Source organism: Geothrix edaphica, assembly GCF_030268045.1.
GTDB lineage: Bacteria > Acidobacteriota > Holophagae > Holophagales > Holophagaceae > Geothrix > Geothrix edaphica.
In genome coordinates this window covers 223,680-240,045 of record NZ_BSDC01000001.1, presented here as the reverse complement: position 1 = coordinate 240,045, position 16,366 = coordinate 223,680, and the positions used below count along the sequence as shown (strand labels likewise).

The 16,366-nt window shown below is 68.6% G+C and carries 15 protein-coding genes; 10 read left to right on the top strand and 5 right to left on the bottom strand.

From position 1 onward, the window contains the following. Window positions 1-2: 2 nt before the first annotated feature. From QSJ30_RS01110 to QSJ30_RS01095, 4 genes are all read right to left on the bottom strand, one after another. Window positions 3-1,706, bottom strand: coding sequence for an ammonium transporter (locus tag QSJ30_RS01110; protein WP_285605939.1), 1,704 nt, complete (start codon window positions 1,704-1,706; stop codon window positions 3-5). Window positions 1,707-1,767: 61 nt separating this feature from the next. Next, window positions 1,768-2,685 (bottom strand): TorF family putative porin, encoded by a 918-nt coding sequence (locus tag QSJ30_RS01105; RefSeq protein WP_285605938.1) that lies wholly within the window; start codon window positions 2,683-2,685, stop codon window positions 1,768-1,770. A gap of 125 nt (window positions 2,686-2,810) precedes the next feature. Next, window positions 2,811-2,966 (bottom strand): hypothetical protein, encoded by a 156-nt coding sequence (locus QSJ30_RS01100; RefSeq protein WP_285605937.1) that lies wholly within the window; start codon window positions 2,964-2,966, stop codon window positions 2,811-2,813. A 295-nt stretch (window positions 2,967-3,261) separates the two neighbouring features. Further along, window positions 3,262-4,803: a sigma-54 interaction domain-containing protein gene (locus QSJ30_RS01095; RefSeq protein ID WP_285605936.1), complete on the bottom strand. Its 1,542-nt coding sequence runs from the start codon at window positions 4,801-4,803 to the stop codon at window positions 3,262-3,264. 317 nt (window positions 4,804-5,120) lie between these two features. Between QSJ30_RS01095 and QSJ30_RS01090 the strand changes: the two genes are divergently transcribed. Together QSJ30_RS01090 and QSJ30_RS01085 are read left to right on the top strand one after the other, a co-directional pair. After that, on the top strand, window positions 5,121-6,200 hold the full coding sequence (locus QSJ30_RS01090; protein ID WP_285605935.1) for a 3-deoxy-7-phosphoheptulonate synthase: 1,080 nt from the start codon (window positions 5,121-5,123) through the stop codon (window positions 6,198-6,200). Between the two features lie 73 nt (window positions 6,201-6,273). Next, window positions 6,274-7,446: a hypothetical protein gene (locus QSJ30_RS01085; protein WP_285605934.1), complete on the top strand. Its 1,173-nt coding sequence runs from the start codon at window positions 6,274-6,276 to the stop codon at window positions 7,444-7,446. 82 nt (window positions 7,447-7,528) lie between these two features. Here the strand turns inward: QSJ30_RS01085 and QSJ30_RS01080 are convergent, their stop codons facing one another. Beyond that, window positions 7,529-9,568 carry a (Fe-S)-binding protein gene (locus QSJ30_RS01080; RefSeq protein WP_285605933.1) on the bottom strand — a complete coding sequence of 680 codons (2,040 nt, stop codon included), beginning with the start codon at window positions 9,566-9,568 and terminating at the stop codon, window positions 7,529-7,531. Between the two features lie 149 nt (window positions 9,569-9,717). On the opposite strand from QSJ30_RS01080, the gene QSJ30_RS01075 reads away from it, so the two are divergent. The 8 genes from QSJ30_RS01075 to QSJ30_RS01040 all read left to right on the top strand — a co-directional run bounded on the left by QSJ30_RS01075 (window position 9,718) and on the right by QSJ30_RS01040 (window position 16,310). Beyond that, window positions 9,718-10,071 (top strand): hypothetical protein, encoded by a 354-nt coding sequence (locus QSJ30_RS01075; RefSeq protein ID WP_285605932.1) that lies wholly within the window; start codon window positions 9,718-9,720, stop codon window positions 10,069-10,071. A gap of 26 nt (window positions 10,072-10,097) precedes the next feature. Further along, the gene (gene lepB, locus QSJ30_RS01070; protein WP_285605931.1) at window positions 10,098-10,532 is read left to right on the top strand and encodes a signal peptidase I; all 435 of its coding nucleotides are present in this window, start codon (window positions 10,098-10,100) and stop codon (window positions 10,530-10,532) included. A 173-nt stretch (window positions 10,533-10,705) separates the two neighbouring features. Next, entirely contained in the window at window positions 10,706-11,317 is a 612-nt protein-coding gene (locus QSJ30_RS01065; RefSeq protein ID WP_285605930.1) for a DUF1579 domain-containing protein, read from the top strand. A gap of 111 nt (window positions 11,318-11,428) precedes the next feature. Beyond that, window positions 11,429-12,730 (top strand): UDP-N-acetylglucosamine 1-carboxyvinyltransferase, encoded by a 1,302-nt coding sequence (murA, locus tag QSJ30_RS01060; protein WP_285605929.1) that lies wholly within the window; start codon window positions 11,429-11,431, stop codon window positions 12,728-12,730. 32 nt (window positions 12,731-12,762) lie between these two features. Beyond that, entirely contained in the window at window positions 12,763-13,452 is a 690-nt protein-coding gene (locus tag QSJ30_RS01055; protein WP_285605928.1) for a helix-turn-helix transcriptional regulator, read from the top strand. An 81-nt stretch (window positions 13,453-13,533) separates the two neighbouring features. Further along, window positions 13,534-14,037, top strand: coding sequence for a DinB family protein (locus QSJ30_RS01050; protein ID WP_285605927.1), 504 nt, complete (start codon window positions 13,534-13,536; stop codon window positions 14,035-14,037). A gap of 162 nt (window positions 14,038-14,199) precedes the next feature. Further along, window positions 14,200-15,147 (top strand): ribose-phosphate diphosphokinase, encoded by a 948-nt coding sequence (locus QSJ30_RS01045; protein WP_285605926.1) that lies wholly within the window; start codon window positions 14,200-14,202, stop codon window positions 15,145-15,147. After that, entirely contained in the window at window positions 15,147-16,310 is a 1,164-nt protein-coding gene (locus QSJ30_RS01040; protein ID WP_285605925.1) for a class I SAM-dependent methyltransferase, read from the top strand. Before QSJ30_RS01045 ends, QSJ30_RS01040 begins: the two co-directional genes overlap by 1 nt. Window positions 16,311-16,366 lie beyond the last annotated feature (56 nt).

The window sequence follows — 16,366 nt, the reverse complement described above, 5'->3', positions numbered from 1 at the left end:
TCCTACAGGGACTGGGGGACGGGAGTGGGCGTTCCGCTGGCCTTCTCGCTGTGGACGGGAACCCGCAGGGGCGCGCCCGCGGGAGAGGCCAGCGCCGAGATCACATATTCGGGATAGGCCGAGATGCCGTGCTCGTGGATGTCCAGGCCATCGTGCTCGGCGTCCTCATGGAGCCGCAGGAGCCCCTTGGCGTCGATGGCGAGCATCACGGCGAAGGACACGGCCAGCGTGGCGGAGGTGACGATGGCGCTGCCGATGGCCTGGGCGGCCAGGACCTTGGTGCCGCCGCCGTAGAAGAGCCCCGTGAGCCTGGTGGAGAGGTCGGGCGAGATGGGATCGCTGCCGATGGCGGAATACTGCCCACTGGCGAAGAGGCCGAGGGCGAGGGTGCCCCAGATGCCGTTCATCATGTGCACCGGGACCGCGCCGATGGGATCGTCGATGCGCAGGTACTCCAGCAGGTCCACGCCCAGGATCACGATGACGCCGGCGATGGCCCCGATCAGGACCGAGCCGAAGGGGCTCACCCAGTAGCAGGGGGCCGTGATGGCCACCAGGCCCGCCAGGAAGCCGTTGGTGATGGAGCCCGGATCCCACTTCTCCGTGCGGAAGTAGATGTAGGACACCGCCGTGAGGCCGGCGGCGCAGGCCGCGAGGGTCGTGTTGGCGGCCACCCGGCCGATGCCTTCGAAGTCCATGGCGGACAGGGTGCTGCCGGGGTTGAAGCCGTACCAGCCGAACCAAAGCAACAGGCCGCCGCACACGGCGATGGTGAGGTCGTGGGGCGTCATGGGCCCGCCGCCGTCCCGCTTGAACTTGCGCCCGAGGCGGGGGCCCAGCACCACGGCACCCGCAAGGGCCACCGCACCGCCGATGGTGTGCACCACCGTCGAGCCGGCGAAGTCATGGAAGTTCATGCCCAGCGAAGGCAGGAACTTGCCGGCACTGCCCATGGTGGCGAGGAAGCCGTCGGGCCCCCAGACCCAGTGGCCGATGATGGGATAGATGAAGCCCGAAACCGCGAAGCTGTAGAGGATGTCGCCGATGAAGTCCGTGCGCCCGATCATGGCGCCGGAGGTGATGGTGGAGCAGGTGTCAGCGAAGGCGAACTGGAAGAGCCAGTGGGCCAGGATGGCCACGCCGGTGGCTCCGTAGGTCACCGGGGCGCCCTTGAGAAAGAACCAGTGAGTGCCGATGAAGCCGTTGCCCTCGCTGAACATGAACGCGTAGCCGAAGGCCCAGAAGAGGATGCCGCACAGGCAGGTGTCGAAGACGCACTCCACCAGCACGTTCACCGTCTCCCGCGAGCGGCAGAAGCCGGCCTCCAGCATGACGAAGCCCACCTGCATGCCGAACACGAGGAAGGCCGCGACCAGGGTCCAGACCGTGTTGAGGGGGTTGACGATGTCCTTGGCCACGACCACCGGCGGCGCGGGCGCAGCCGGAGGCACCGGCGCTGCGGCGGGCGCGGCCGTGGCCACGGCGGCGGGCGGGTTCGCGGGCGGGACGTCCGCCCGGACCGAGCTGCCGTTCAGCAGCAGCGGAATGAGGATCATCATGCCGAGGATGGTGGCCAGCCCCAGCAGCTTGCCCGAGGCCAGCACGAACCCGTAGCGGCGCCACTCCGGGTCCCTCAGGCGGGCTGACAGCCGGGCCAGCTTCCCGGCAAAAGAGAGCTTGTCTCGCTCGTGGGTGATCCGTGCCATGGCGGGCTCCATGAAAAGAGAGGCGGTGAGGGTGTTCGAATGCGGCAGGGCGGGGCCCCGCCTAGAAGGCCTTGGTGAGCGTCAGGGTCAGCCGCCCCTTGCCGATGTTCCGGCCCATGGCGTTCTCGTAGACCGTCACGTCGTCGTCGGCGGCGCGGGCCTTCGTGTCCGCATAGGTGCCGGCGAGGGCGAGCGTGCAGCCCTTGATCTCCTTCGCGATGCCCAGCTTGTAGTCCGAGTAGCTGAACAGCGAGTTCTCGCCCGTCACGGTGCTCCCGTTGGAGAAGTAGCCGGGGTTCGCCTTGTCGGCGTAGGTGGTGTGGCCCCCGTGGGCCAGCACCGTCCACCCGCTTGCGCCCAGGGGGATCGCCAGGGTGAGGTCGACGTAGCTCGTCCCGCCGGAGTTGTTGACCCCGAAGGTGTTCGCGCTGATGACCTGGGAGTACTTCAGACTCGCCCAGGCATAGCCCAGGCCCAGGTAGGCCTCGGTGGTGGCGGGATTCCGGTAGGCGCCGAGGTTCTCGTAGGTGCCCGGGTAGAGGTAGCGGTAGAGCCCCACATCCAGGGTCCAGTCCTTGGCGAAGCCCCACTTGTAGCCGCCGAACAGATCCAGCTCCACCCCGGCGGAGTTCACCTTGCCCGCCCGGTAGAGCGGCGCGCCCACGGCGGCTGGCGAGCCCAGGGACGTGGGCGCGCTGGCCAGGCCCGCGTTCTGGTCCGTGAACCAGGAGATGTTGCTGAGGCTGGTGCTGAGGTAGAAACCCGTGGGGTGGACCAGGTCCAGCTCCGCCTGGACCGTGGGTTTGCCGTCAGTCTGTGTGAGCCCGCGGAAGATGTACTGGGAGCCGAGGGTGGCCGAGCCGCCCAGGGTGAACCCCAGGAGGGCCGGGGGAGGAGGTGGGGCCGGCGATGCCGGACTCTGGGCCGCGAGGGAAGCCGCCAGGGTGGCGAGCGTGGGAAGGGCCCTGAGAAAGTGCATGGCGTGCTCCAGGAAGGAGAAGGTCCGGGTCTGCACCCGGGCTCGGGATGGGGGCCGGAAGACCGGGCTAGAGCGACCCCAGGGGACCTGGATGGTCCCTGGCGGCATCGGAATGGGGACGGGCGTCAGTGCGGGAGGGAGGAGCCCAGGACCAGCGACGGGAGGTCCGCGGCGCAGGAGGGGAACTGCTGGAGGCCGCCGCCGAGATCGAGGAGCAGCGGGGAGATGGCCGCCAGGGCCACGGCCACCGCGAGGACCCTGGACAGGGTTCGGCGGTTCATGGGAGAGCCTCCTTCAACGGGCCGGAGGAGCGATGTGGCCTTTGCCGTGGGAATCCGTTAGGACGGTCCAGGCCACGATCGGTTCCATTCCTCCCTGAGTCCAGGAGCCGACCATCGGCCACCTGTGCCCTAAGACAGAGCAGGGAGTGTGCCGGTTTTGGGAAAGCGGCAACTCGTGAAATTCAAACGCTGAAATAAAACGAGATGCCTGAAAATAAAACGCCGAATTTTACCCAAAATGATTTTACAAAAATGTACAAAAATTTAAATAAAACTACAAATTTGTAAGTTTCCTTCAAGATGACCGGAACCGCTCCGGCTCCAGCCCGTACTTCTGCACCTTGTAGTTCAGGATGCGCTCCGTGGTCTGCAGGAGGCGGGCGGCGCGGGAGCGGTTCCCCCGGGCCGACTTCAGGGCGTCCTGCAGCAGGTCCCGCTCGAAGGCGGCCACGGCGTCGCCCAGCGCCGCCCCCGGCACGGTGCCCGAGACCTCGGCGGTCTGGAGGGAGGGCGGCAGGTGGTGGGCGTGGATCACGCCGCCTTCGCAGACGAGGACGGCCCGCTCGATGGCGTTCTCCAGCTCCCGCACGTTGCCGGGCCAGTGGTAGGCCGCCAGCATGTCGATGGCCGAGGTGGAGATGCGGCGGACGTCCTTGCCCTGGGCCGCGGCGATCTTCTCCACGAAGTGGTCCGCCAGCAGCAGGATGTCCGCCTGGCGCTCCCGCAGCGGCGGCATGAAGATCTCGAAGACGTGCAGGCGGTAGTAGAGGTCCTCCCGGAAGGTGCCGGCCTTCACGGCGGCCTCCAGGTTCCGGTTGGTGGCGGCGATGAGCCGCACGTCCACCTTCACGGGCCGCACGCCACCGAGGCGCTCGAACTCCCGTTCCTGGAGGACCCGCAGCAGCTTCACCTGGGTGGCCGGGGACAGCTCGCCCACTTCGTCCAGGAACAGCGTGCCGCCGTGGGCCAGCTCGAAGCGGCCCTTCTTCTGCTGGCGGGCGTCCGTGAAGGCGCCGGGCTCGTAGCCGAACAGCTCGGACTCGATGAGGGTCTCGGGAAGGGCCCCGCAGCTCACCTTGATGAAGGGTTTCTCGGCCCGGGGCGAGTTGTAGTGGAGGGCGTGGGCCACCAGCTCCTTGCCGGTGCCGGACTCGCCGCGGATGAGCACGGTGGTGCTGCTGGGCGCCGCCTGGGCCACGGCCTCGTAGACCCGCTGCATGGCGTGGCTGTGGCCGATGAGGTGGTGCAGGTCGTAGCGCTCCCGGAGCTCCAGGCGGAGCTGCTGGTTCTCCTCCACCAGCCGCTGCCGGTCCGCCGCCACGAGCTTCGCCACCTTCATCGCCAGGCCCACCATGGAGGCCGCGATCTGGAGCAGCTTGGTGTCCCGGTCGAAGTCGCGGTGGCGGTCGTAGGGCACCGTGAGGCAGAGGGTCCCCGCCGTCTTCCGGTCCAGGAACACGGGGATGCAGAAGAAGGACATGTCCGACTTCTTCCGCCTCTGCTCCTTCAGGACGCCGGTGCGGTCCAGGAACAGCGGCTCCTGGCTGGCCTGGGGCACCACGATGGCCTTGCCGCTGGCCAGCACCCGCCCGTTGATGCCCTCGCCCACGCGGTAGCGGGCCCGGGCCACCCCCTGGCTCGACAGGCCCCGGGCCGCCTCGATGCGGAGGGCGGTCCCCTCCTCGTCCGCCAGCAGGATGGCGCCGTTCAGGGCCCCGAAGGCCTCCGCCAGGATCTCCAGCACCCGCGGCAGGGAGGCCCGGATGTCCGAAGCGGCCAGGGCCTGGCTCAGCTCCAGCAGGGGCGAGAGGTGAAGGACGTCCTCCGGGGCGGCCATGGGGGCTCCAAGGGGGTGGTTATACAAAATTGTAACATCACCATGGATTGCAGACATTTTTGTATTATCGTGCTGAGCGCCCCGCGGCCAGGGCCCCCATCCGTGCCCGCCCGACCTTGACGGTCCCGGCCCCCCGGTCCAGGATGGAACACCCTGGACCGCCCATGACGCCCCGCTTCCACACCTATTATTGGTTCCCGCGCGCGGATCGTGCGTGGCACGGCGAGGGTCCAGCCTGACATCCTGGAACATCCCACTGACCACCCCGATCCTCCCCAGGAATCGGGGTTTTTCTTTTTCTTCCAAAAGGCCCAGCCATGACCCACCAGGCGCTCGAGAACCTCAACATTGATTCGTTCGACCGCATGCCCTCCCCGGCGGAGGTCCATGCCGCCCTGCCCGTCCCCGACGCCGTGGCCGAGACCGTGGCCGGGGGCCGCCGGGACCTCCAGCGCATCCTGACCCGGGAGGATCCCCGCCTCATGGTGGTGGTGGGGCCCTGCAGCATCCACGACCCGGTGGCGGGTCTCGACTACGCGCAACGGCTCAAGGCCCTGTCGGATGAAGTCTCCGACACGCTCCTGCTGGTGATGCGGGTCTACTTCGAGAAACCGCGCACCGCCACGGGCTGGAAGGGCTTCATCAACGACCCCCGGATGGATGATTCCTTCCACATCGAGGAAGGCATGCGGAAGGCCCGGGCGTTCCTCCTCCGCATCGGCGAGGTCGGCCTGCCCACGGCCACCGAGGCCCTGGACCCCAACACGCCCCAGTACATCGGCGACCTCATCAGCTGGACGGCCATCGGCGCCCGCACGTCCGAGTCCCAGACCCACCGCGAGATGTCCAGCGGCCTGTCCACGCCCGTGGGTTTCAAGAACGCCACGGACGGCGACCTGGCCGCCGCCGTGAACGCCATCCTCTCGGCCTCGCGCCCCCACAGCTTCCTGGGGCTGAACGACCAGGGCTCCGCGGCCATCGTGCGCACCAAGGGAAACGCCCACGGCCACCTGGTGCTGCGTGGCGGCGGGGGCCGCCCCAACTACGACACCGTCAGCATCGCCCTGGCGGAGTCCGCCCTGCGCAAGGCGGGCCTGCCCGAGAACATCGTGGTGGACTGCTCCCACGCCAACAGCCACAAGAACCCCCGCCTCCAACCCCTGGTCCTCCAGGACTGCGCCCACCAGATCCTGCGGGGCAACCGCTCCATCGTCGGCATGATGGTGGAGAGCTTCCTGGAGGAGGGCAGCCAGCCCATCCCGGCAGACCTCGCCACCCTGCGCTACGGCTGCTCCGTGACCGACGCCTGCCTGGGTTGGGACGACACCGCCGCCATGCTGCGCGAGACCCGAGCCCTGCTGAAGGACCACCTGCCGAAGCGGCGGAACGCCTCCTGAAAGGCCGGCGCTCTCTGAGACCGCCCGGATCAGGCACTACCGCCAGGGTGGGATAATCGCCGCACGAGGCCCCATGTCCGCCAGCGCCGCGCTCCCCGCTCCCCCTGCACCGGTCCGGAAGGGCAGGTGGTATCTCGGCTTGGTCATCCTGCTGATGTTCCCGGCCTGCCACCCGCCGCCTTCCACGCTGCCCCAGGGACCGAAAGAGCAGCCGGTCCTGCAGGATCCGGCCTGGTTCGGCGAGGGCGTCCGACCGGCGCCGCTCGGTCGCGTCCCGTTCGCCTGGGCCCGGCCCGGTCTCGACTTGCGGGGCCAGCCGATGGAACTGGCCCCCTGGGAAGTCCCCGCGGCTCCGCCTCCGGGTGCTGAGGCAGGCGGTCCCTGGACGACCAAGCGGGATCAGGTCACCCAGGTCCTCCAGGTCCTCGCCGCCGAGGGCTTCGCACTGGCCCAGCAGTGGAGCCCCCCGGGAGCGGCCCCACCGGTCTATCGGGTCCAGGGGCGGGTGCTCGCCTTCGATCGCCAGGCCCGGGTGGCCGCCAAGGCCGGCCAGGTGGCGGGGAACATCGCCCTGGTCCCCGTGAACCTGGCCCTCCTGCTTCTTTCCAACGGCGCCCTGAACCAGCCCCTCTTCATCAGCGGCGTGTCGGGCTACCGCACGGACGTTCTGTTCCAGGTGAAGGCGGTGGATCTCCGCACCGGAGGCACCGTCCTGGCGCTCCAGGACCGGCTGGATTTCAAGAGCCTCCAGTCTCCCACCAGCCTTCCCGCGGCGATCTGGGAGCTGGCGGGCGGACCGGTGGCCGAAGCGACCTGGTGGCCCGCCAGGGAACTCCACGAGGCGGACGGCGATAAGGTCTGGTTCAGCTCGGGCCTGGATCTGAGCCAGGCCCGCATCCACTGCCTGCGCTGGCTCGCCGGTCAGTCCCTGGACTCCGAACTGGGCGAGAAGGAACTCAAGTGGGGCCTCCAGGCCAACCGCATGCCCCGGAAGCTCGCCGAACCGGAGGCCGAGAAGGGCGGGCCCACCCTGTCCGAAACCGAAGGCACCCTCTTCCTCCAAGGCGAGGCCCAGCCCCGAAACGGACCCATCTGCCGCGTCAGACTCTGGGATCCCGCCACCGGCCAGGTCCTCGGCCTCATGCAGGTGTCCAAGGGCTTCTGGCGCACGGACATCGAAAAGGACTGGGCCCGCAGGATCCGGAAGCACCTGCGGAGCCAGAAGGGATCCACCCCTGCCCGCTGAACGCGGCCCCTCGGGGGGTGGGGGCCCTCCAACGAAACAAAGGGGCGTGTTTGCGCCCCCTCGTCTCGCAGGAAGGGACGACCTACGCCTTCAGCGCCTTCGCCGCCAGCTCCAGCACGTCCGTTGTGGCCACGCCTTCGTGGTTGGTCTCACCCGCCGCGTTGTTCAGCATGACGTTGCAGAAGGGGCAGCCCACGGCGATGGTGGTGGCCTTGGTTTCGAGGGCCTGCTCGAAGCGCTCGTGGTTCACGCGCTTGCCCAGGTGCTCCTCCAGCCAGAAGCGGCCGCCGCCGGCGCCGCAGCACATGGTGGCTTCGCCGTGCTTCTCCATCTCCGTGAGCTTCACGCCGGGGATGGCGTCGAGGATGGCGCGGGGGGCCTCCACCTGGCCGTTGATGCGGCTGAGGTAGCAGGGGTCGTGGTAGGTGAGGTCCGCCTCCACGGTCTGCTCGAGCTTGATCTTCCCTTCGGCCATCAGCTTGGCCACCAGCTCCGTGCCATGCACCACCTCGAAGTCCCCGCCGAAGGCCGGGTACTCGTTCTTCAGGGTGTTCAGGCAGTGGGGGCAGTTGGTGACGACCTTCTTCACGCCATGGCCCTTGAGGGTCTCGATGTTGGCCTCGGTGGCGGACTGGTAGAGGTACTCGTTGCCCAGGCGTCGGGCGGACTCGCAGGTGCAGCTCTCCTCGGTGCCGAGGATGGCGAAGGAGACGTTGGCCGCCTTGAGCAGCTTCACCAGGGACTTGGACACCTTCTGTCCAGCCGCGTCGTAGCTGCCGGCGCAGCCCACCCAGAAGAGGTACTCGGCCTCGGGGTGCTCGGCGAAGGTGGGGACTTCGAGGCCCTCGGCCCACTTGGCGCGGTCGGCCTGGGGCAGGTTCCAGGGATTGCCCTGGCGTTCCATGCCCTTGAAGGCCACCTGGGCCTCGGCGGGGAAGTCGCTCTCCTCCAGGGTGAGGTAGCGCCGCATGCCCACGAGCTTGTCCACGAAGCTGATCTGCAGGGGGCAGGCCCATTCGCAGTAGCCGCAGCTGGTGCAGGCCCAGATGGTGTCCTGGCTGATCCAGCCCTCGAGCTGGGCCTTGCTCCAGGGGGCGTGCTCGTCATCGCGCTTCCAGTACGAGCCCTCGGGGACGGGGCCGCCGATGAGTTTGCGGTCCTCGGGCACGGGCTTGTCCTGGCCCATCTGCTCCAGGGGCGTGGCCTTCAGGTAGTCGCGCAGGTCCGTCCCGAAATCCTTGGGACGCAGCGGCTTGCCGGTCAGGGTCGTGGGGCAGTTCTCCAGGCAGCGGCCGCACTCCACGCAGGTGTAGAAGTCCAGCATCTGCTTCCAGGTGAAGTCCTGGATCTTGTTGATGCCGAAGTGCTCGGCCTCCATGTCCATGGGCTTGAGGTTCTTCTGGGGCTCCAGCTCGCGGAAGTAGATGTTGAAGAGCGACGTGAAGACATGGAAGTGCTTGGAGTAGGGCAGGAAGTTGGCGAAGAAGTAGAGGGTGGCCAGGTGCAGCCACCACATGGTCTTGTAGAGCACCATGAGGCCGGTCTGGCTCAGGCCGCCCAGCCAGCCGGCCACGGCCACGCCGGCGGGAGACCAGGCGGCCCAGGCGGGATGGTGTAGGGCCACGTAGGCGCCGTCCGCCAGCAGGTCGGTGACCATGAGGCCACCGATGAGGCTCAGGGTGGCCCAGGCGTCCCAGGAGTTCTCCAGGCGCCAGGGCTTGGCGGCCAGGCGGCGGAAGGTGGCGAGGCCCAGGCCAAGCAGCACCAGCACCTCGAACACGTCCTTGGTGGTCTGGTAGCCGAGGCCGAAGGCGCCCAGGGCTTCGGTCATGTGGAAGGCCGGGAAGAGGCCCTCCAGCACCAGGCCGACGGAGCGCAGGGCCAGGGCGCAGAAGCCCCAGAAGATGAGGATGTGGTAGAAGCCCGCGTACTTGTCGCGGACCATGCGCTTCTGCATGATGGCCAGCGTGAACACGCCCTTCAGGCGCACCCAGGGCTGGTCGAAGCGGTTGTCAGGCAGGCCCGCCTTCAGGGTGGCGATCCGCAGCCGGATGGTCCAGGCGAAGAATCCGACCGCGGCCAGGGTCATGATCCAGAACAGCGCGATTTCCAGGGCCTTCATGGCGGTCCCTCCCAGCAGTCGACGTTCAGAGTGGGCCACAGCGCGGGGCTTGGGGCCCTGGCATTGTCTCACCCAGTTATCAGGTATGCGGTCGAAGGGACAGTGTAGCCATGGCCGTGACAAACTGAAGTCCCGACCTGGAGTCAGTCTTGACCGCCCCATCCCCCCTGATCTTCGAAGCCGCCGTGACCCGCCCCCTGTCGGTGGTGTTTCGCGCCGGCGAGGCCTGGGAGGGCCACGACTACACGGTGGAGGTGGTGGCCGCGCGCCCGGGCCTGGACGGCTTCGATGTGGTGGTGGACTTCCGCGACCTGGAGGCCGCCCTGGATCGCCGCCTGGCGCCCCTCCAGGGGAAGCTCCTCTCGGACCTGGACCTGGACGGCCCCCTGGCCCTGGCCCGGCGCCTGCTGGCGGACCTGGCCCCCTTCGTCCCAGCCCCCGCCCACCTCAAGGAGCTCGCCCTGACGGATGGGCGCGGACGGCGGCTGGCAGTGCGGGGCTGATGGCGGGACTGATGTCTGGTGAGCACATGATGAAACCCTGGATCCTTCCCGCCGCCTTGGCCCTGGCCCTGGCCCCCCTGGCCGTGGTACATCCCGTCCGCGTGTCCGGACGCAGCATGGAACCGGCGCTCCACGATGGGAGCCTGCGCCTGGCCTTGCGGGCCTGGGTCAGCCATGCCCCCCGGCGGGGCGAGATCTGGCTGGTGGAAGGGCCTCACGGCCCCACCGTGAAGCGGGTGCTGGGGCTTCCCGGCAATAGCGTGGCCTGGACCGGCCCGGATCTCTGGGTCAATAGCCAGCGGCTGGATGAGCCCTGGGTTGTCCATCCGGAGCGCGAGGGGCGGGGCCGGACGGGCTGCGGGGACGGCTACCTGGTCCTGGGCGACAACCGGCCCGACAGCCAGGACGGGCGGAGCTGGGGGCCGCTGCCCGCGAAAGCCCTGCGGGCGCGCATCCTCTAAAGCAAACGCCCACCGCCGAGCCCGCGGCAGGGAAGAATGATCTCGCACGCACAGGCCCCTGGGTGGGTCCATGAATGACGAAAAAAACGCCATTTCATCGAAATGGATTTTATTTTTCTTGATTGTGGTACGGTATCCCTCCGCTCGTACCGAGCATCTTGTAGGAGGCTCACATGTCCCTGCAGCATCTCTTCACGCGCATCGTGGCCGCCGCCAGCATGGTCATGGCCTTGCCACTCCTGGCCCAGGAAGCGAAGGAGAAAAAGCCCACGGCCGCTCAGCAGGCGATGATGGAAGCCTGGCAAAAGGCCGCCACGCCGGGCTCGAACCACAAGCTTCTCGCCGGGCTCACCGGCCAGTGGACCTTCGCCACGAAGATGTGGATGGAACCCGGAGCCCCGCCGGAGATGTCCACGGGCTCCGCGGTCTACACCCCCTTGATGGACGGACGCTTCATCCAGGGCGAGTACACGGGCACATTCGGTGGAATGGCCTTCCAGGGGCTCGGGCTCACGGGCTATGACAACGTGGCCAGGCATTTCACCGCCACCTGGGCCGACAACATGGGCACCGCCATCATGCTCATGACGGGAACCTACGACCCCACCTCCAAGACCTTCACCTACAAAGGCGACATGGACGACATGATGAAGCCGGGCACGAAAGTCAAAGTCCGTCAGACCGTGAAGATCCTGAGCGACGACTCCCATGTCATGGAGTGGTACGAATCCCGGGGCGGGAAAGAGATCAAGACCATGGAGATCACCTACACCCGCCAGAAGTAGGGGGTCCGCTCCGATCTGGCCACCTCCGGGCGCATGACCCACCCCACGGTTCCCACCGTGGGGTGGAGTTCGAACGCCCTGCTTGGGCTACGCTAGAGGGCTGGAGTTTCGATGGACCGACTGGTGATCCAAGGTGGACATCCCCTGCGGGGGCGCATCCGGGTGTCCGGGGCGAAGAACGCGGCCCTGCCCTGCCTGGCGGCGGCCCTGCTCACCCCGGATGCCGTCGTGCTGTCCAACCTGCCCGCGGTGGCGGACATCCGCACCATGGTGAAGGTGCTCCAGGCCCTGGGCACGGAGGCCACGCTGGAGCCCGAAGGCGAGGGCTTCGAGCTGGTCGCCAAGCTCGCCTGTACCGGCAGCGACGACCCCAAGGCGCCCTACGACCTGGTGAAGACCATGCGGGCCTCCATCCTGGTGCTGGGGCCCCTCCTCGCCCGCTTCGGGAAGGCCACCGTGAGCCTGCCCGGCGGCTGCGCCATCGGGGCCCGCCCCGTGAACCTGCACCTGGAGGCCCTGGAACGCATGGGGGCCGTGATCGAGATCAGCCACGGCTACATCCACGCCTCGGTGAAGGGCCGGCTGAAGGGCATCGACCACACCTTCGAGAAGGTGAGCGTGGGCGCCACGGAGAACATCCTCATGGCCGCGGCCCTGGCGCAGGGCACCACGGTCCTGCGCAATGCCGCCCTGGAGCCCGAGATCGGCGACCTGGCCAGCCTCCTGGTGGAGATGGGCGCGCAGATCGAGGGCATCGGCACGGGCACCCTCACCATCACGGGTGTCGAGCGCCTCCACGGCTGCGAGCACGCGGTCATCCCCGACCGCATCGAGGCGGGCACCTACCTCTGCGCCGTGGCCGCGGCCTGCGGCGACGTGGTGCTGGACCGCTGCGAGCCCGAGCACCTGCGGTCGCTGCTGGACCTGCTGGAGCGCTCGGGCTGCGTGATCACCGAACGCGAGGGTCAGGACGGCCGCCAGCTGCGCATCCAGCGGGAGTGCGGTCAGAAGCTGCGCTCGAAGGATGTCACCACCCTGCCCTTCCCCGGCTTTCCCACCGATCTGCAGGCCCAAGTGATGGCGGTCATGACCCAGGCCTGCGGCATCAGCGTCATCAACGAGGGCATCTTCGAGAACCGCTTCCAGCACGCCATGGAACTGGAGCGCCTGGGCGCCAACCTGCGCACGGACGGCCACACGGCCATCGTGGCGGGCCCCGCGGATCTGACGGGCTGCACCGTGATGGCCACGGACCTCCGCGCCAGCGCGGCCCTGGTCATCGCCGGCCTCGTGGCCAAAGGCGAGACCATCGTGGACCGAATCTACCACCTCGACCGCGGCTACGCCGGCCTGGAGAAGAAGCTCCAGGGCGTGGGCGCGCACATCGAGCGCGTGGGCGGCGGCAGGGTCTAGGCGCCGTCCGACCTGTCCCGATCCCGACCCCCATGCGCCGCGCCGACCGCCTGTTCCAGATCGTGCAGCTGCTGCGGCGGGACCGCATCAGCACCGCCGCGCGCCTCGCCAGGGAGCTCGGCGTCAGCGAGCGCACCCTCTACCGTGACGTCGCCGACCTCATGGCCTCCGGCGTGCCCATCGAGAGCGAGGCCGGCGTCGGCTACAGCCTGCCGCGCCACTTCGACCTGCCGCCGTTCATGTTCAATGCCGAGGAGGGCGAGGCCCTGCTCCTGGGGGCCCGGGTCGTGGCGGCCTGGGGCGATCCCTCGCTGCGGAAGGCGGCGGAAAGCGTGCTCCGCAAGGTGGAGGCCGTCCTTCCGCCCGACCGGAAACAGCCCCTGTCGGGCCTCCCCTTCCTGGTGCCGGACTTCCACGTGCCGCCGGAGACCGCCCGCTTCCTGGGGGAGCTGCGGCAGGGCCTGCGGGAGCAGCGCCGGGTGCGGGTCACCTACGCCCGGGCCGACGGGACCTGCTCGGACCGGGTCCTCCAGCCGCTCGGCGTGATCTTCTGGGGCTACCGGTGGCACCTGGCCGCCTGGTGCGAGCTCCGGGAGGCGCTCCGCACCTTCCGGGTGGACCGGATCCAGTCCACGGAGCTGCTCGGTCCCTTCGAAGCCCTCCCCGGGCGGGGCCTGGAGGACTACCTGGGGAAAATCCGGACGGAAAAGAACCAGATCTAAAAGCGCCTGTCCAAACACTCCTGCCACCAGGTTGTCAGGAGTCGGGGGCACCATGGTCCTTCCACTTCCCAAGGAGCCTCCATGGCCCTCGCCAAAGCCCTCCTCCCCGAGTTCGAGCACGAAATGGCCACCCTGCGCCGCGTGCTCGAGCGCATCCCCGCGGGCCGGATGGACTACCGCCCCCATCCCAAGTCCTTCACCCTGGGCGACCTCGCGAACCACCTGGCCACGATCCCCGGCTGGACCATCAGCACCATGACCGAGACCGAGCTGGATTTCGGCCTGCCCGAAACCCAGGCCCGGCAGCCCAAGCCCAGCACGACGACCGAGGGGCTGCTCCGCACCTTGGACGCTGGGGTGGAAGGGGCCCTGAAGGCCCTGGACGGCGCCTCGGACGAGGACTTCCACGTGGTCTGGACGCTCAAGAACCAGGGCCAGGTCCTGTTCGCCATGCCCCGCATCGCCGTCTATCGCGGCTTCGTGATGAACCACCTCATCCACCACCGGGCTCAGGTGGCCGTCTACCTCCGGCTGCTCGACGTCCCGGTGCCCTCCATCTACGGCCCCAGCGCCGACGAGGGCTGAGTCGCCCCACTGGCGCAGCCCAGGCCACTTCAGGCTGGGGCCTCCGGCCCGCCCCCGCGGCGCCTCCCACCCCGGGGCGCCGCGGGTTTTATCCGGGGCGATATCCCTGTGACGGCCACGGCCCGACCCCTCGGCTACACTGGGGGCGAGATCGGGGGATCCATGTTCGGCGAGATGAAGGTGTTTTCCGGGAGCAGCCACCCGGATCTGGCGAGGGGCATCGCCACGCACATGGGCATGCCCCTGGGGAAGCTCAAGATCACTCGATTTTCCAACGAGAACATCAAGGTGAAGATCGAGGAGAACGTCCGGGAATCGGACGTCTTCGTGATCCAGACCTCCTGCCCGCCCGTCAGCGACAACCTGCTGGAGCTGCTGATCCTCATCGACGCCCTGAAGTTCGCGTCCGCGGCCCGCATCACGGCGGTGCTGCCCTATTTCCCCTACGCCCGCAGCGACAAGAAGGACGAGGCGCGCATCTCCATCACGGCCCGCCTGGTGGCCGACCTGCTGGAGACTGCCGGCGCCGACCGCGTGCTCACCATGACCCTGCACGCCCCCCAGATCCTGGGCTTCTTCCGCAAGCCCGCGGACCAGCTGCTGGCCACGCCCACCCTCACGAACTACTTCAAGACCAAGGACCTCTCCAACGCCGTGGTGGTGGCCACGGACGCGGGGGCCGCCAAGTTCGCGGGGCACTTCGCCAAGCGGCTGTCCGTGCCCATGGCCATCATCGACAAGCGCCGCTTCGACGACACGGAGAAGGCCCAGAGCGTGGCCCTCATCGGCGACGTGAAGGGGAAGGACGCCATCATCTACGATGACGAGATCGCCACCGGCGGCTCCATCAAGGAGGCGGCCCGCATCCTCCGCGAGTTCGGCGCCCGCACGGTCCGCGTGGGCGTCACCCACGGCGTCCTCTCGGGAAACGCGGTGGAGACCCTCAACTCGGCGAACCTGGACGAGCTGGTGATCACCGACAGCATTCCCGTCCCACCCGACCGCGCCAAGGCCCTGCCCAACCTGCGGGTGCTCTCCACGGCCGCCCTCTTCGGCGACGCCATCCTCCGCATCCACGGGGGCCGCAGCATCAGCGAGATGATGGACTGATGGTCGAGCGCCTCGGTCCCATCGAGGCGCCCCCGGGCCTTGGCCTGCTGGGGCCCCAGGGAGCGGAGATCGCGCCCCTGTTCACGCGCCCCTTCCTCGTCCTGCACCGGGCCGCGGAGCGATATACCGCCCGCGTCTGCCTCCTGCTGCTCTTCGACCTGGGCTGGGAGGCCCGCCTGAGGGACGGCGTGACCCTCGACGGCCTCTGCGAAGACCTGCCTGGCCAGGCCCGCAAGCCCCTGGCCTGGATGCTGCCTTTCCTCGCGGTCGAGGGGATGCTCGCCCGGCAGGGGGACAGGTACGTCCTCACGGGCCAGCCGGACCTGGACCTGGCGGGCATCCGCGAGGCCGTGGAACTCGAGGCGCCGGGCCATGCGAGCAACTTCGACCTCCTGGACGGCGTGCGCTCCCACATCCGCCCCTTCTTCACCGAAGGCAAGGACGGCGATGCCCTGCTCTTCGACCTGGCCCTGTTCCCCCTGTGGCTGGCCTACTTCCGCAACGGCAACCTGGGTTATTTCCCCAACAACTGGTTGACGCTGTTGGCCCTCCGCGAGGGCCTGCCCGCCGGCGCCCGGGTGCTGGAGCTGGGGGGCGGGGCCGGCTCCTTCGCCCAGCTGGTGGCGGAGCAGGGCGCCGGGCAGGGATGGCTGGACCGCATCGCCGAGTACCGGTTCACCGACGTGGCGCCCACCTTCCTCCGCCGGGCCCAGCGGAACCTGGCCGCGGCCGCGCCCGGCCTGCCCCTGGCCTTCCAGGCCCTGGACCTGAACCGGCCCCTCGAGGCCCAGGGCATCGCCCCCGCCAGCCTCGACGCCATCGTGGGCATCAACGTGCTGCATGTGGCCCAGGATCTCGAGGCTACGCTCCGCGACCTCCGCGGCCACCTGAAGCCCGGGGGGCGGCTCGTCGTCGGCGAATGCCTGAAGCCCAGCCTCGACGCGCCGCTCTACCTGGAGTTCTTCTTCAACTTCATCAAGGCCTTCACCAGCGTGAAGCTCGACCCCCGCTGGCGGCCCCGCCACGGCTTCCTCACCCCCGAAGCCTGGGACCAGGCCCTGGCCCATGCCGGGTACACGAAGATCCAGCACGTCCCCCCGCCCCGCCCGCTCATGGACCGCCATCCCGGCTTCACCGTGGGCGCCATGTCAGCTTTTGTCTGACTTCAACCAACGAAGCGGCGCAACGGCGCCGCTTCGTTGGTTGAAGCCGGGAATGG

Bases quoted from the DNA above. Each gene is read 5' to 3' on its own strand.
- QSJ30_RS01040 (WP_285605925.1), top strand. From the start codon at position 15,147: ATGGTCGAGCGCCTCGGTCCCATCGAGGCGCCCCCGGGCCTTGGCCTG.
- QSJ30_RS01065 (WP_285605930.1), top strand. From the start codon at position 10,706: ATGTCCCTGCAGCATCTCTTCACGCGCATCGTGGCCGCCGCCAGCATG.
- lepB (WP_285605931.1), top strand. From the start codon at position 10,098: ATGATGAAACCCTGGATCCTTCCCGCCGCCTTGGCCCTGGCCCTGGCC.
- QSJ30_RS01090 (WP_285605935.1), top strand. From the start codon at position 5,121: ATGACCCACCAGGCGCTCGAGAACCTCAACATTGATTCGTTCGACCGC.
- murA (WP_285605929.1), top strand. From the start codon at position 11,429: ATGGACCGACTGGTGATCCAAGGTGGACATCCCCTGCGGGGGCGCATC.
- QSJ30_RS01080 (WP_285605933.1), bottom strand. From the start codon at position 9,568: ATGAAGGCCCTGGAAATCGCGCTGTTCTGGATCATGACCCTGGCCGCG.
- QSJ30_RS01095 (WP_285605936.1), bottom strand. From the start codon at position 4,803: ATGGCCGCCCCGGAGGACGTCCTTCACCTCTCGCCCCTGCTGGAGCTG.
- QSJ30_RS01105 (WP_285605938.1), bottom strand. From the start codon at position 2,685: ATGCACTTTCTCAGGGCCCTTCCCACGCTCGCCACCCTGGCGGCTTCC.
- QSJ30_RS01100 (WP_285605937.1), bottom strand. From the start codon at position 2,966: ATGAACCGCCGAACCCTGTCCAGGGTCCTCGCGGTGGCCGTGGCCCTG.
- QSJ30_RS01050 (WP_285605927.1), top strand. From the start codon at position 13,534: ATGGCCCTCGCCAAAGCCCTCCTCCCCGAGTTCGAGCACGAAATGGCC.
- QSJ30_RS01045 (WP_285605926.1), top strand. From the start codon at position 14,200: ATGTTCGGCGAGATGAAGGTGTTTTCCGGGAGCAGCCACCCGGATCTG.
- QSJ30_RS01085 (WP_285605934.1), top strand. From the start codon at position 6,274: ATGTCCGCCAGCGCCGCGCTCCCCGCTCCCCCTGCACCGGTCCGGAAG.
- QSJ30_RS01110 (WP_285605939.1), bottom strand. From the start codon at position 1,706: ATGGCACGGATCACCCACGAGCGAGACAAGCTCTCTTTTGCCGGGAAG.
- QSJ30_RS01055 (WP_285605928.1), top strand. From the start codon at position 12,763: ATGCGCCGCGCCGACCGCCTGTTCCAGATCGTGCAGCTGCTGCGGCGG.